This window comes from Hyphomicrobium sp. B1 (assembly GCF_049532635.1).
Lineage (GTDB): Bacteria > Pseudomonadota > Alphaproteobacteria > Rhizobiales > Hyphomicrobiaceae > Hyphomicrobium_B.
In genome coordinates this window covers 543,793-558,084 of record NZ_CP134871.1, presented here as the reverse complement: position 1 = coordinate 558,084, position 14,292 = coordinate 543,793, and the positions used below count along the sequence as shown (strand labels likewise).

The 14,292-nt window shown below is 62.8% G+C and carries 12 protein-coding genes; all 12 read left to right on the top strand.

Features of this window, described 5'->3' with window-relative positions; genetic code table 11:
* The first annotated feature begins 17 nt into the window (after window positions 1-17).
* The 12 genes from ftsL (at window position 18) to RLW55_RS02660 (ending at window position 14,284) form a co-directional block, all read left to right on the top strand.
* The gene (gene ftsL / locus RLW55_RS02715; protein ID WP_013945973.1) at window positions 18-317 is read left to right on the top strand and encodes a cell division protein FtsL; all 300 of its coding nucleotides are present in this window, start codon (window positions 18-20) and stop codon (window positions 315-317) included.
* Window positions 318-355: 38 nt separating this feature from the next.
* Entirely contained in the window at window positions 356-1,984 is a 1,629-nt protein-coding gene (locus RLW55_RS02710) for a peptidoglycan D,D-transpeptidase FtsI family protein (protein WP_414461576.1), read from the top strand.
* A gap of 94 nt (window positions 1,985-2,078) precedes the next feature.
* Window positions 2,079-3,524 (top strand): UDP-N-acetylmuramoyl-L-alanyl-D-glutamate--2,6-diaminopimelate ligase, encoded by a 1,446-nt coding sequence (locus RLW55_RS02705; RefSeq protein WP_423416370.1) that lies wholly within the window; start codon window positions 2,079-2,081, stop codon window positions 3,522-3,524.
* A complete protein-coding gene (locus RLW55_RS02700) occupies window positions 3,524-4,948 on the top strand; it encodes a UDP-N-acetylmuramoylalanyl-D-glutamyl-2,6-diaminopimelate--D-alanyl-D-alanine ligase (protein ID WP_423415488.1) in 1,425 nt (474 codons plus the stop codon). Before RLW55_RS02705 ends, RLW55_RS02700 begins: the two co-directional genes overlap by 1 nt.
* A 35-nt stretch (window positions 4,949-4,983) precedes the next feature.
* Window positions 4,984-6,066, top strand: a complete 1,083-nt coding sequence (mraY, locus tag RLW55_RS02695; protein WP_013945977.1) for a phospho-N-acetylmuramoyl-pentapeptide-transferase — start codon at window positions 4,984-4,986, stop codon at window positions 6,064-6,066.
* Window positions 6,067-6,103: 37 nt separating this feature from the next.
* Window positions 6,104-7,519, top strand: coding sequence for a UDP-N-acetylmuramoyl-L-alanine--D-glutamate ligase (gene murD / locus RLW55_RS02690; protein ID WP_423415487.1), 1,416 nt, complete (start codon window positions 6,104-6,106; stop codon window positions 7,517-7,519).
* Window positions 7,516-8,697, top strand: a complete 1,182-nt coding sequence (locus RLW55_RS02685; RefSeq protein WP_013945979.1) for an FtsW/RodA/SpoVE family cell cycle protein — start codon at window positions 7,516-7,518, stop codon at window positions 8,695-8,697. The genes murD and RLW55_RS02685 overlap by 4 nt, the downstream gene beginning before the upstream one ends.
* A gap of 10 nt (window positions 8,698-8,707) precedes the next feature.
* Entirely contained in the window at window positions 8,708-9,835 is a 1,128-nt protein-coding gene (gene murG / locus RLW55_RS02680; protein ID WP_409561961.1) for an undecaprenyldiphospho-muramoylpentapeptide beta-N-acetylglucosaminyltransferase, read from the top strand.
* A 56-nt stretch (window positions 9,836-9,891) separates the two neighbouring features.
* Window positions 9,892-11,328: a UDP-N-acetylmuramate--L-alanine ligase gene (gene murC / locus RLW55_RS02675; protein ID WP_423415486.1), complete on the top strand. Its 1,437-nt coding sequence runs from the start codon at window positions 9,892-9,894 to the stop codon at window positions 11,326-11,328.
* Complete coding sequence (gene murB / locus RLW55_RS02670; protein ID WP_423415485.1) at window positions 11,328-12,296, top strand: UDP-N-acetylmuramate dehydrogenase; 969 nt, start codon at window positions 11,328-11,330, stop codon at window positions 12,294-12,296. The genes murC and murB overlap by 1 nt, the downstream gene beginning before the upstream one ends.
* A gap of 39 nt (window positions 12,297-12,335) precedes the next feature.
* Complete coding sequence (locus RLW55_RS02665) at window positions 12,336-13,289, top strand: D-alanine--D-alanine ligase (RefSeq protein WP_423415484.1); 954 nt, start codon at window positions 12,336-12,338, stop codon at window positions 13,287-13,289.
* Window positions 13,277-14,284: a cell division protein FtsQ/DivIB gene (locus RLW55_RS02660; RefSeq protein WP_423415483.1), complete on the top strand. Its 1,008-nt coding sequence runs from the start codon at window positions 13,277-13,279 to the stop codon at window positions 14,282-14,284. Before RLW55_RS02665 ends, RLW55_RS02660 begins: the two co-directional genes overlap by 13 nt.
* The last annotated feature ends 8 nt before the right edge of the window (window positions 14,285-14,292 follow it).

The following is a 14,292-nucleotide window of genomic DNA, read 5'->3' as shown; positions in this document are numbered from 1 at the left end:
ACGGGAACTGTTTCAAAATGCGTCTCTTGAATATTGCAGCTTTCTTTTTTGCAGTGTCGAGTGCGCTGCTTCTTTATGCCTTGAACTACGATACCCGCCGCCTCGAAGCCGAGGTTCAGGAGAAGGAACGTTACGCCGACCAGGCACGCAGCGACATCGCCGTGCTCAAGGCGGAACGCGGCACGCTCTCGCGCCCCGACCGTATTGATGGGCTTGCACGGCAACTCGGACTAGGCCCGCCGAAGCCCGAACAGTTTGAAGGCGAGGGCCAAGTGTCCCAACTCAGCGGACGAGCGAACACTTCCGGCGGACAATAGAGGGACGGTTGGTCGTGGCTGGGGGGCGTTCAGAGATCATGATGCGTGGTTCGCGCCGAGGTTCGGAACGCGTCGTTTACGGCGTGCTGATCGCGGCCTTTGCGGGCGTCGCGGGCCAGCTTCTGGTGTTGGCGGCATCGCGGCATACCGACATCACACTCGCCATTTCCGAACCCGTCGCGGCAACGAGCTTCAGCCGTCCCGATATCGTCGACCGCAACGGCCGTCTGCTCGCGACCGACCTCGAAGCGCCCTCGATCTTTGCCGACCCTGGGCTCGTGATCGATCGCGACGAAGTCGTCGAAAAGCTACGGACCGTGCTACCCGATCTCGACGGCGACCAGCTCTTTCGCGATCTTGCCGATAAATCGCGGCGCTTTCTTTGGGTGCGCCGGGGCGTCTCGCCGGGCATCGCGCAAAAAGTGCATGATCTCGGTCTGCCGGGTATCGCCTTCCGATATGAGCTGAAACGCGCCTATCCCGGCGGCATGATGGCCGGCCATGTGCTCGGCTATACCGACGTCGACAATCGCGGCGTCTCGGGCATCGAACGCTATATCGACCAGAAAGTCGGCGTCGATCCGGTGCATTCGGCGGTGCTATCGAGCCGCCCGCCCGTGCGGCTGTCGCTCGATATCGGGGTGCAGCATGCCCTCGAAGACGAGCTCGACGACGGCGTGCGCGACTACAAGGCGGCGGGCGCGGCGGGTGTCGTCCTCAACGTCAAGACCGGCGAAATCCTGGCGAGCGCATCGCTGCCGCGTGTCGACCCGTCGTGGCCGATGGAGGCACTCGACCAGAAGCATATCGACCGCACGGCGGGGGGTACATACGAGCTTGGCTCGGTATTCAAAACGCTGACGCTCGCGATGGCGTTCGACGAAGGTCTGGCGCGGCCCGATACGCTGCTCGACGTGCGCCAGCCGCTCGAAGCGGGACGCTTCACCGTCAAGGACCTTCATCCGGCAAGCCGCCCGCTGACCGTGACCGAGGTCTACACCCATTCCTCGAACGTCGGCGCCGGCATGCTGGCGCTTGAAGCGGGGCCGGAAAAGCTTGAAGCGTTCTTCAAGAAGCTCGGTCTTTTGGATCAGATGGAAACCGAGGAAGGGCCGCTCGCGGCGCCGCAACTGCCGCAGCGCTGGAACCGGATTTCGACGATCACGACGTCATTCGGGCACGGTATCGCCGTTTCGCCGCTTCAGTTCGTCGCCGCCGCCGCGACCATTCTGAACGACGGCAAGACCGTGCATCCGACATTCCTGCGTAAATTCGATGCGGGGACGGCAGACGGCAAGGCCGTTGTCAGCCCGGCAACGTCGCGGCTAATGGCGCACCTCATGCGTCTCAACGTCGTCAATCGTGATGGTACGGGCGGGAAGGCCGATGTCCCGGGCTATCGGGTCGGCGGTAAGACTGGTACAGCCGACGTCGCTGCAAAAGGCGGGTACACGTCGAATTCGGTCATTTCGTCGTTTCTCGCGACATTTCCGACAGATGATCCGCAGTTCCTGACGTATGTCGTACTGTTCGAGCCGAAGGGCCGTAAAGAAACACACGGTTATCGTACCGCGGGATGGAACGCGGCGCCGATTACCGGCCAACTTATCGCCCGCATTGCGGCGCAGCTGGGCGTCGCGCCGGAGACCCAGACGGCCAGCCGATGATCGCGACGGCAGCTGGATTTGACGGTTCGCTTGGCGCCTCCTATCACGTTCCAGACAAGGGGCGGTGCGGCCGGGGGACGATAAGGCGGGGATGATGCGGCTTAGCGAGGTGCTTCCGGCGGATATCGCGCCGCCGCCAGGTGCGGACGCCATTTCCGTTTCAGGCATCACGGCCGCGAGTGCTGCGGTAGGTCCGGGAGCGATTTTCGCCGGGCTGCCGGGCACGAAAGTTGATGGCTCTAGTTTCGTTCCTGAAGCGATCGAGCGGGGCGCAGTTGCCGTCATCGTTGGCAGGAACAAGGGCGTGCGCGTTCCCGAAGGCGTGGCGCTGATCGAGGTCGATAATCCCCGCGCCGCATTGGCCAAGATCGCGGCGAAGTTCGCGGGCCGCCAACCGAAAACAGCCGTCGCTGTCACAGGAACGAGCGGGAAAACGTCCGTCGCCGATTTCACGCGGCAGATCTTCACGGCGCTGGGTCACAAGGCGGCATCGGTCGGAACCATCGGCATCGTCAAGCCGTCCGGCGCCGTTTACGGTTCGCTGACGACGCCGGATCCCGTCACGCTGCATGCCGCGCTTGCGGCGCTCGCGGACGAAGGTGTGACGCATCTGGCGTTCGAGGCGTCGTCGCACGGACTTGACCAGCATCGGCTCGACGGCGTGGAGCTTTCGGCGGCGGCGTTCACGAACCTCGGCCGCGATCACATGGATTATCATCCGACAGTCGAAGATTATTTGCGTGCGAAGCTGCGGCTGTTCACGGAGCTTCTGCAACCGGGGCAGCCTGCTGTCATCAATGCGGACGGGGCTTATTCGCGTGACGTCGCGGCGGCGGCGAAGACGCGGGACTTGCGCGTGATGATGGTGGGCACGGGCGGCGATGCGCTTCAGCGCACGTCGCTATCGCGTGATGGATTTCGCCAGATCATCGGCGTGAGCGCGGGTGGTAAATCTTACGAGGTTCATTTGCCTTTGGTCGGTGCGTATCAGGTCGAGAATGCGCTGGTGGCTGCCGGTCTTGCGATAGCCGTCGGAGAAGAGACGGAAGCTGTGCTGCAGACGCTTCGCGGTTTGAAGGGCGTGCCTGGGCGGCTCGAAATCATCGGTGAGCGCAACGGCGGTCTCGCCATCGTCGATTATGCGCACAAGCCTGAGGCGCTGGCGGCGGCACTTGATGCTTGCCGTCCGTTTGCAACGGGGCGCCTGATTTCGGTGTTCGGCTGCGGCGGCGACAGGGACAAGGGCAAGCGGCCGATCATGGGCCGCATTTCGGTCGAACGCGCCGACATCACGATTGTGACCGACGATAATCCACGCAGCGAGCAACCGGCTGAAATCCGCAAGGAAATTCTCGCGGGTGCGGTGGGCGCTCGCGAAATCGGCGACCGCGCGGAAGCCATCGCGACGGCGGTTCGCATGATGACTCCGGGCGATGTCGTGCTTGTGGCCGGAAAGGGTCACGAAACCGGCCAGATCATCGGCGATCGGATCATTCCGTTTTCCGATCACGACGAAGTTCGGAAGGCGCTCGCAAGCTGATGAACGCAATGAACGCTCTGTGGTCTTTCTCCGAACTTTCTTCTGCATTGGGCGTTGCGTCCGACAGTGACGGCGTTGCCATCACGGGCGTGTCGATCGATACGCGGACGTTGCAAGCGGGCGATCTTTTCGTCGCGCTCAAGGATCAGCGCGACGGGCACGAGTTCGTTTCGGCGGCGTTCAAGGTCGGGGCTGCTGCGGCCCTGGTCAGCCGCGATTATGTTCGTCAAGTGGGGGATGGCGCTTTGTTTCGCGTAACCGATCCGCTTGATGGGTTGGTGGCGTTGGGGCTAGCGGCGCGCAAACGGTTGTCGACAGATGCGCGCGTCGTCGGCGTGACGGGCAGCGTAGGCAAGACCGGTACCAAGGAGATGCTGCGCGCGTGTCTGTCGCGGCTCGGGGCTACGCACGCGTCGGAGAAATCCTACAACAACCATTGGGGCGTGCCGCTGACGTTGGCGCGGATGCCGGCCGATACGCGGTTCGCCGTGTTTGAGATCGGGATGAATCACGCGGGCGAGATCCGGCCGCTGACCAAGATGGTGCGTCCACATGCGGCGATCATCACCACGGTCGAAGCGGTGCATCTAGAGTATTTTCCGTCGGTCGCGGCCATCGCGGATGCCAAGGGCGAGATTTTCGAAGGCTTGCCGCATGGCGGGGCGGCGATCATCAAATATGACAATCCGTTTGCGGGTCGCCTCAAAGCTATCGCCGAGGCTTTCGGCGCGAAGCCGGTGACGTTCGGTTTTGACAGCAATGCCGACGCTTGCGGGTCGGATTTCCGGATGTCCGACGATGGCAGCGATATGACCGTTTCTATTGCGGGCCTGAGCATTCCGGTTCATCTGGCGATGCCGGGACGGCATATCGCGGAGAATGCACTGGCGGTTGCGGCCGCGGTTGCTGCCATCGGCGCGGAGGTCCCCACAGCGCTCGCTGCGCTGGCCGATCTTGTGCCGCCGAGCGGCCGGGGCGCGCGCAGCACGCTCTACGTCGGCGATGGAGAAGTGCTGCTCATCGACGAGAGCTACAACGCCAATCCGGCCTCGATGCAGGCGGCTCTGGCGACCCTCGGAGCGGTTCCTCGACAAAGATTTATGCGACGGATTGCGGTGCTCGGCGACATGCTGGAACTCGGCAGCGAGGCTCCGGCGCTACACTCCGGCCTCAAAAGTGCCGTCGATGCGGCGGATGTCGATTTGGTGTTCGCATGCGGGCCGCATATGAAAGGCCTTTATGATGCCCTACCAGCGGCCAAGAAAGGCGGCTACTCTCTGACGTCGGCGCCGCTCGAAATCGCGCTTGCGGATCGTCTGAGGGCGGGCGATGTCGTGATGGTGAAGGCATCGAACGGGACGCGGCTCGGCGCTGTGGTGGCGGCGCTGAAATCACAGTTTGGCAAAGACGGGCCCGCCGCTTAGCCGGCCGGGATCATTGAGGGGGAAGTTCGCGCGGCATGCTCTACGAGCTCGTCAATTTCAGCGACCAGATCAGCGCGCTGAACGTCTTTCGCTACATCACCTTCCGCACCGGCGGCGCGATCTTTACAGCGCTGTTGTTCGTGATGATGTTCGGACCGGCGATCATCGATCTCCTGCGCGTCAAGCAGGGCAAAGGGCAGCCGATCCGCGACGACGGCCCGGCAACGCATCTTTTGAAGCGTGGTACGCCGACGATGGGCGGGCTGATGATCCTCGCCGGCGTCACGGTCTCGACGCTGCTCTGGGCGCAGCTCGACAACGGCTATATCTGGGTCGTGCTCGGCGTTGCGCTTTCGTATGGCGCGATCGGTTTTTATGACGACTTTCTGAAGGTGACGAAGCGGTCGACTGCGGGCTTCTCAGGCCGCATCCGCTTCCTGCTCGAACTTTTCGTGGCCGCGCTGGCGGGCTTTGCGCTGATGAAGCTCAGTCCGGCCGGGCTCGCGACGGATTTGACGTTTCCGTTCTTCAAAGAGCTGGTCATCGATCTCGGGCCGTTTTTCGTGCTGATGGCCGTATTGGTGATCGCGGGTGCGGGCAATGCCGTCAACCTGACGGACGGGCTCGATGGCCTTGCAATCGTACCGGTCATGATCGCGGCGGCGACGTTCGGCATGATCGCGTATCTGTCGGGCAACGCGAAGTTTGCGGGTTACCTGCAAATTCATCACGTGCCGGGCACGGGCGAGTTGTCCGTCATCTGCGGGGCGCTGATCGGCGCTGGCCTTGGCTTCCTGTGGTTCAATGCGCCGCCTGCCATGATCTTCATGGGTGACACCGGCTCGCTGGCGCTGGGCGGCACGCTCGGGGCGATTGCGGTCGCGATCAAGCACGAGATCGTGCTGGCGGTCGTCGGCGGCCTGTTCGTGCTCGAAACGCTGTCCGTCATCATCCAGGTACTGTCGTTCAAGTGGACGGGGAAGCGCGTCTTCAAGATGGCGCCATTGCATCACCACTACGAGCAAAAGGGCTGGAAGGAATCGACGGTCGTGATCCGGTTTTGGATCATTTCGGTGATTTTGGCGCTGATCGGGCTTTCGTCCCTGAAACTGCGCTAGGACGCCAAACGACGCGACTTGCTGTAGATTGACCTCAATGATTCGCGCGACGTCCTTTAAGGGAAAATCCGTAGCGGTGTTTGGACTTGGTGCGTCCGGCATTGCGGCTGCCGAGGCTTTGATTGCCGGCGGCGCCATCGTCTCCGCTTGGGATGATGGTATTGCGGCGCGGGATGCGGCCATCGCCAGGGACATTCCGCTTTTTGATCTGTCTGTTGTGGATTGGTCGGGCTTCGCCGCGCTGGTGCTGGCACCGGGCGTGCCGCTGACCCATCCGGAGCCGCATTGGACGGTGAAACGCGCGACCGAGCACGGTGTTGCGGTCATCGGCGATATCGAGATTTTTGCGCGCGAGCGGGCGCTGCATGCCCCCGGCTCGCCGTTCATTGGGGTCACCGGCACCAATGGCAAATCGACGACGACGGCGCTGATCTCGCACATTCTGCGGCACGCGGGGCTCGACGTGCAGATGGGGGGCAATATCGGCAGGCCGATCCTGACGCTTGAGCCGCCAGAGCCGGGACGGTTTCATGTCGTCGAGCTGTCGTCGTTCCAGATCGACCTGACACCGACGCTCGGTCCGACCGTCGGCGTGATGCTGAACGTCACGCCCGATCATCTCGACCGCCACGGCTCGATCGAGCATTACGCCGAGATCAAGGAGCGCCTCGTGCTCGGCGCGGACATTGCGGCGGTCGGCATCGATGACGACTTCGGCCTGGCGATGCTGCGCAGGCGGATCAACGTCGGTCCTGTTGTGGCCTTCAGCGCGGAAAAATCCATCGCACCGGGTTACAGCCTGCTCGGCGATACGATCGTATGCAGCAATCGCGAAGGCCTCGCCGTCAAGCTCGGTACACTCGAAGGTGTCCCGACGCTGCGCGGCAAGCACAATGGTCAGAACGCGTTGGCCGCCGTTGCGGCGGTTCGGGAGTGTCTCAGCGCGCTCGGGCGGACGACCGATCTCGATTGGCAGGGTGCGCTGTCGTCGTTCCCCGGTCTGCCGCACCGGATGGAAGAGATCGGCCGCATCGGCAAGGTGCTGTTCATCAACGATAGCAAAGCGACGAATGCGGACTCGACGGAGAAAGCGCTGCAGTCGTTTCCGCGCGATGTCTATTGGATCGCAGGCGGCAAGCCGAAGGCCGGCGGCATCGAGAGCCTGGAGCCGCATTTCGGCGGTATCACGAAAGCATATTTGATCGGCGAGGCCACCGATGCCTTCGCAGTGACGCTCGACGGCAAAGTTCCGTTCGAGCGCAGCGGCACGCTGAACGAGGCGCTGTGGGCCGCTTCGGCTGACGCTCAGTTGAGCGATGGGCAGGAACCCGTCGTGCTGCTTTCGCCTGCGTGCGCGAGCTACGATCAGTTCCGTAATTTCGAAGTCCGCGGCGATTGTTTCCGGGGGCTGGTCGCAGCTCTTCCCGGCATTGAATTGCGGGCTGGGCCATGAAGCTCTCGCGCGCCGATCGCAGTCTGCTTGCGGAGTGGTCGTTCACGATCGATCGCGGGCTGCTGATCGCGCTGCTGTCGCTCATCGCCATTGGTGTCGTGCTGTCGGTTGCGGCGTCGCCTGCGGTTGCGATCAAGAAAGGTTTGCCGACCTATTATTTCGTCGAGCGGCATGTGTTCTTCGCGGCGCTCGGTACGATCCTGATGATCGTCATTTCGTTTTTTACGCCGGGCGGCGTCAGGCGACTGGCGGCAGGGCTGTTTCTCGTCGCGATCGGCGGCATGATCGTCGTGATTTTTTCCGGTGCCGAGATCAACGGCGCGCAGCGGTGGCTGAGTTTCGGCGGCTATACGATTCAGCCGTCCGAATTTGCGAAGCCGGCGTTTATCGTCATCCTGGCGTGGCTGTTCGGTGAGGCGGGAAAGCGCAGCGATATGCCGGCGCTCCCGTTCGGGTTGGCGCTCTGGGCGTTCTTCGGGGCGATCCTGGTGGCGCAACCTGACGTCGGCCAGACCGTGCTGATCAGCGCGACCGCGGGCCTCATGTATCTGCTCGCTGGAATGCCGGTGATCGGTGCGGGCATTCTGGTGGTTCTTGGCGGTTGCGGAATGGGGATGGCCTATATCTACTTTCCGCACGTGCAATCGCGCTTCGACAAGTTTTTCGGCGCGGCGCCGATGGAGAATTCGCAGGCGGGCCGGGCTATTCAATCGTTTACGGAAGGCGGCTTGTTCGGCCGTGGGCCGGGCGAGGGCGTGATCAAGTCGATCCTGCCCGACGCGCACACCGATTACATTTTCGCAGTGATTGGCGAGGAATACGGTGCGATCGCGTGTATCGCGCTGCTCGGTGTTTTCGCTTTTATCGTCGCGCGGGCCATGCGGCGCGCTGCGAACGAACCCAACACCGCCGACCGGCTCGCGATCCAGGGGTTGGCGCTCGTTTTCGGGCTGCAATCGCTTATCAACATGGGCGTCAATATCGGGCTGCTGCCGCCGAAGGGTATGACACTGCCGTTCATTTCCGCGGGCGGATCGTCGATGTTGGCGCTGGCAGTTACCGCGGGCATGCTGCTGGCGTTGACGCGGTGGCGGCCTGATCCACAGCGCCTCAAAAAGCCGCGATGGATTCCAGCTATCGACGAAGTACAACTCGGGGGTCAAACTCCAACACGATGAGCAAGAGGTAATGGCGGGCGCGCAATCCATCATGCTTGCCGCAGGGGGAACGGGCGGGCATTTGTTCCCGGCATTCGCCTTGGCCGAAGAGCTGAAGCGCCGCGGCGTCGTCGTCGATCTGATGACGGACATGCGTGGCGATCGTTATGGCGGCGGTTTTCCGGCGCGCGATATTTATCAGGTGCCGTCGGCGACGCTTGCGTCGCGGTCTCCTGGCAATATCGCGAAGACGGCGCTGATGCTGGCGCGCGGCACGAAGGCGGCGTATTCGATCCTCGGCCGCGTAAAGCCTGCAGCGATCATTGGCTTCGGTGGCTATCCGACATATCCGCCGCTCGTTGCGGCGCGGCTGCGCGGAATTCCGACTGCTATTCATGAGCAGAATGCCGTGCTCGGGCGCGCCAACAAGCTGTTAGCGAAACGCGTCACGGCAATCGCCACGTCATTCGAGCGCACGAAGTTTCTGGAAGGAAAGCTCGCCGAAAAAGCGGTGCTGACCGGAAATCCAGTGCGCCAAGCGGTCATGGATGCCGCGACGCGCCCTTATGAAGCGCCAGCCGGGGAGGGCGTGATCCGTCTTCTAATTTTCGGCGGCAGCCAGGGTGCGCGGTTTTTCTCAGATACTGTCCCGCTCGCGCTTTTTGCGCTTCCCGATCACATCCGGGGGCGGCTGCGCGTGGTGCAGCAAGCGCGCGAAGAGGATATCGAGCGCGTCAACGATGCCTATTTGGAGGCGAACATCAGCGCCGAAATTGCGCCGTTTTTCGCAGATCTCCCGGCTCGGATGGCGGCCGCGCATCTCGTCATCGGGCGGGCGGGTGCTTCCACGGTTGCGGAATTGACGGTGATGGGGCGGCCCTCCATCCTGGTGCCGTTGCCGCACGCGCTCGACAACGATCAGCTCAACAATGCGCGCCGCTTAGCGGAATCGGGCGGCGCGTGGTGCATCGAGCAGCGAAACCTGTCGCCGGAACGCCTCGCTGACGAACTGGAAAAGCTCTTGATTGCGCCTGACGCCCTTGCGGCGGCAGCGAAGGCCGCTAAAACCGCTGGACGCCCCGATGCCGTCCGGAATTTGGCCGATTTTACGCTGGCTTTAGCAGAAGGGCGTAAAACAGGTACGGGGCGTGACCATTGAGGGATCTGCATTTCGTCGAACCGCGCGAGATAGAGACAGCGAGGAAGCTTCCGGCCATGCAAATGCCGCGCGACATCGGACCTTTCCACATCATCGGCATTGGCGGTATCGGCATGAGCGCGATTGCCGAAATTCTGGTCGCCAAAGGATACACCGTTCAGGGATCCGATCAGAAAGAAAGCGCCAACGTCAAACGCCTGCGCTCGAAGGGTATTCGCGTTTTTGTCGGCCATGATCCGGTGAACCTCATCGGCGCGCGGTACGTCGTAATTTCGACGGCGGTGAAGGCGCTCAATCCGGAATTGGTCGCGGCGCGTCAGAAGGGCCTGACGATCATCCGCCGCGCTGAAATTCTCGCCGAGCTGATGCGGCTCTATTCGACGGTCTCGGTGACGGGCACGCACGGCAAGACGACGACGACGTCGCTGCTGTCCCATATCTTCACGGAAGCGGGTGAAGAGCCGACCGTTATCACGGGCGGTATCATCAACGCCTGGGGCTCGAACGCGCGGCTCGGCCAGGGTAAGTGGATGATCGTCGAAGCGGACGAGAGCGACGGCACGTTCACGCGGCTGCCGACGGAAATCGGCATCGTGACGAACATCGATCCGGAGCATCTCGATTACTTCGGCTCGGTCGAAGCGATGCACCGCGAATACGAAGCCTTTCTGCGCAACATTCCGTTCTTCGGACTGACGGTTGTCTGCATCGATCATCCCGTCGTGCGGGAGATGGTGCAGAGACTGAACCTGCGCGCCGATGGCCGCCGACTGCTGACGTACGGACAGAGCGAGGATGCCGATCTTCGGCTGACGGGCGTCCGCATCGTCGGCAACACGACCTATTTCGATGCGAGCCTGGCGGCGCGGGTCAAAGGCGGTGCGCGCGTGTTGCAGGATTGGTCGGTGCCGGTGCCCGGCGCGCACAATGCGCTCAATGCGCTTGCAGCAGTTGCGGTTTCGACGCACGCCGGATTGTCCGACGCCAAGATCAAGGCGGCGATGGCCGGTTTCTCCGGCGTGAAGCGCCGCTTCCAGTTCACCGGCGAATGGAACGGCGTGACGATTTACGACGACTACGGCCATCATCCGGCGGAAATCGCGGCGGTGCTGGCAGCAGCGCGCGGCGGCACGAAAGGTCGCGTGATCGCGGTCGTCGAACCGCATCGCTACACGCGCGTGCGCGACCTGATGGACGAGTTCGCGCAATGCTTCAAGGACGCCGACAGTGTGATCGTGGCGCCGCTCTATACCGCTGGCGAAAACCCGATCGACGGCGTCGATAATCGCTCGCTGGCTGACCGCATCCGAACGGTTGGCGGACGTCCCGCAGAGGCCGTCGACGATCCGGCGCTTATCGTGCAAGCCATTAAGCGGCTGGCGCGGCCGGGGGATCTCGTCATTTGCCTCGGTGCCGGTAATTCGACCGAGTGGGCAAATGCTTTGCCGGCGTGGCTGGCGGAAGAACCGAAGCGTACCGGGAGCGCGGGGTGATGTTCACGGACATCACCGACGACCTCAAGGCCGCGATGCCGGAGCTCAAGGGCAGGCTGAGCGCGAATGCGTCTTTAGCGGATGTCACTTGGTTTCGGGTGGGCGGTCCGGCGCAGGTGCTGTTCATGCCTGCCGACGAAGCTGACCTTGCGTATTTCCTGAAGCATCGGCCGAGCGATGTTCCGGTGCAGGTCATCGGGCTCGGCTCGAACCTGCTCGTCCGCGATGGGGGAGTGGCGGGTGTCGTCATCCGGCTCGGGCGCGGATTTTCTGAAATCGCCGTCGAAGACGGGCATCGGCTGCGCGTCGGCGCGGCAGTTCCCGACGTGAAGGTCGCGCGGGCGGCGGCGGACGCGGGCATTTGCGGGCTCGCGTTCTATCGCGGCATTCCGGGATCCATCGGCGGCGCGCTGCGTATGAATGCGGGTGCGCACGGGCGTGAGACGAAAGATTGTCTGATCGGCGCGCGTGCGGTTGATCCAAGTGGCACCGTTCATGTGCTGTCGCTCGCCGACATGGGTTTCACCTATCGTCATTGCGGCATTCCGAAAGACTGGATTTTCACAGAAGCGACGTATGTGGGTGAGCCCGGCGATCCGGCTGAAATCCTAAAAGAGATGGATGCGGTCGCGGAGTATCGAGAGAAGAACCAGCCGATCAAGGAACGGACCGGCGGCTCAACGTTCAAGAACCCGCCCGGTCATAGTGCGTGGAAACTTGTCGATCAGGCGGGGTGCCGTGGGCTTCGCGTCGGTGGTGCGAAGGTTTCGGAGATGCACTGCAATTTTCTGATCAATGACAATCAAGCGAGCGGCGAAGACGTCGAGACGCTCGGTGAGACGGTTAGGGCGCGCGTTCGCGAGACGGCCGGCATCACGCTCGACTGGGAGATCATTCGTCTCGGTATTCCCAAACCCGGCCGTCCGGTCGGGGAAGCGCTGGCCGCTGAGCGAGCCGACCAAAACTAATTCACAGCACATGATTTTCAATCTGCAAGCGAGCCAGACATGAACACACTCGGCCCGGTCCCGAAGCGTACGCGCAATCACGTCGCCGTTCTGAAGGGTGGCCTTTCGGCTGAGCGCGAGGTGAGCCTCAATTCCGGCGCGGCGGTTGGGGAGGCGCTGCTGCAGAGCGGCTACACGGTGACCGAGATCGACGTCGACCGCGATCTCGGCAGCCGGTTGGAGGAGCTGAAGCCTGACGTTTGCTTCAACGCGCTGCACGGCAAGTTCGGCGAGGATGGCTGCGTGCAGGGCGTGCTGGAGCTGCTCGGCATTCCCTACACTCACTCCGGAGTTCTGGCGTCGGCACTCGCCATGCACAAGGAGCGGGCGAAGGACATCATGAAGCTTGCGGGAGTGCTCGTTGCTGATGCCACTCTGGTGACGCGCGGCGAGGCGCTGGAGGGCCACGTCATGGCTCCCCCTTACGTCGTAAAGCCGGTGACGGAGGGGTCGAGCGTCGGCGTCGTAATCGTGCCGCCCGGCGCCGAGCGGCCGCCGAACTCGATCGCAGCTGGTGGTCCGCTCGATCAGATCGTGATGGTTGAGCGTTATGTGGCGGGGCGCGAGTTAACCTGCGCAGTCATTGGCAATTTTGTGACGGATATCATTGAAATTGTGCCGCTTCGCGGCCTCGCGTTCTACGATTATGAGGCCAAATACGCACCCGGCGGCTCGAAGCACGAGCTGCCCGCGAAACTTTTACCAGATGTTTACCAGACACTCCGTTCCTTAACGTTAAGGGCGCATCAGGCTTTGGGCTGTCGCGGCGTATCGCGGGCCGACTTTCGCTACGACGACACGGCCGGTGGAACGGGCGAGCTGATCTGCCTCGAAGTCAACACTCAGCCGGGCATGACGGGGACATCCCTGGTGCCCGAGCTGGCGGGTTATGCCGGGTGGTCGTTCAGTGACCTAGTCCGGTGGATGGTCGAGGACGCGAGTTGCAACAGGTAGAGAGCAAGCATCGGTTCTGGTGGCGGGCTGCACATGATGCGCCAACGCCGGAACCGGAGGCTGCTCAATGGGTGCCGCCCTCGCCCGAGGCGACGCCGACGACCCGCGGGCGCAGCTCTGCGGATACGATCTCCAAGCGCGTGACGACCAAACTTCAAATTCCGCGTGGCGAACGTCGCCTGAGACGCACGCGTCGCGGACGGCGGTGGGTGATGCCGTCGGCAGTTGCCGCACTGGTCGCGGCTGTCGCTGGCGTGGCGGCCTATACGCTGCCGCTCGACAAGCTCGTGGCTTTCGATTTCTCCGACAAAGCTGACAGTCTGATGATCGCGGCGGGTTTCGGCATCGATCAGGTCAACCTCTCCGGCCAGCATTTCACATCCGATTCCGACGTGTACGACGCCTTGGACCTCACCAACGTAAAAACATTCGCAGCTTTCGATTCTGACGCCGCCATGAAGCGGATCGAGCGCATTCCGTGGGTCGATACCGTGCAACTTACTCGCATCTATCCCGGGACGCTCGATATCGTCATTCATGAGCGCGCTCCGGCTTTCGTGTGGACGCGGGGCGAAACGAATTATCTCGTTGATGCGACGGGGCGGGCGCTTGGGCCGATGCCGACCGCCAGCACATGGAAATTGCCACGCGTGGTCGGTGAGGGCGCCGACAGCGAAGCGATGCTGATGCTCTCAGCCGTTCATCTCGTTCCCAAGATCGAGCGGCAGTACGCCTATGGCGAGCGTGTTGCCGAGCGGCGGTGGCGGATCGTCTTGCGGAACGGCACGGCGCTCGACCTCGCCGCCGATCGCGAGATCGAAGGTTTGCAGGAAATCGCCAATACGCCGGCGGTCCAGGCAGCCTTGACCGGCGCGCCGATGATCGTCGACGTGCGCACGCCGGGCCGGATCGCGATGCGGCCGGTAACGTCATCTGCGCGGACGGCATCTCTCAGAGGCTCCGGGACGACAGCGGTCGCCTCGGCGCAACAGTAGGGGGCTGG

Bases quoted from the DNA above. Each gene is read 5' to 3' on its own strand.
- ftsL (WP_013945973.1), top strand. From the start codon at position 18: ATGCGTCTCTTGAATATTGCAGCTTTCTTTTTTGCAGTGTCGAGTGCG.
- RLW55_RS02710 (WP_414461576.1), top strand. From the start codon at position 356: ATGATGCGTGGTTCGCGCCGAGGTTCGGAACGCGTCGTTTACGGCGTG.
- RLW55_RS02705 (WP_423416370.1), top strand. From the start codon at position 2,079: ATGCGGCTTAGCGAGGTGCTTCCGGCGGATATCGCGCCGCCGCCAGGT.
- RLW55_RS02700 (WP_423415488.1), top strand. From the start codon at position 3,524: ATGAACGCAATGAACGCTCTGTGGTCTTTCTCCGAACTTTCTTCTGCA.
- mraY (WP_013945977.1), top strand. From the start codon at position 4,984: ATGCTCTACGAGCTCGTCAATTTCAGCGACCAGATCAGCGCGCTGAAC.
- murD (WP_423415487.1), top strand. From the start codon at position 6,104: ATGATTCGCGCGACGTCCTTTAAGGGAAAATCCGTAGCGGTGTTTGGA.
- RLW55_RS02685 (WP_013945979.1), top strand. From the start codon at position 7,516: ATGAAGCTCTCGCGCGCCGATCGCAGTCTGCTTGCGGAGTGGTCGTTC.
- murG (WP_409561961.1), top strand. From the start codon at position 8,708: ATGGCGGGCGCGCAATCCATCATGCTTGCCGCAGGGGGAACGGGCGGG.
- murC (WP_423415486.1), top strand. From the start codon at position 9,892: ATGCAAATGCCGCGCGACATCGGACCTTTCCACATCATCGGCATTGGC.
- murB (WP_423415485.1), top strand. From the start codon at position 11,328: ATGTTCACGGACATCACCGACGACCTCAAGGCCGCGATGCCGGAGCTC.
- RLW55_RS02665 (WP_423415484.1), top strand. From the start codon at position 12,336: ATGAACACACTCGGCCCGGTCCCGAAGCGTACGCGCAATCACGTCGCC.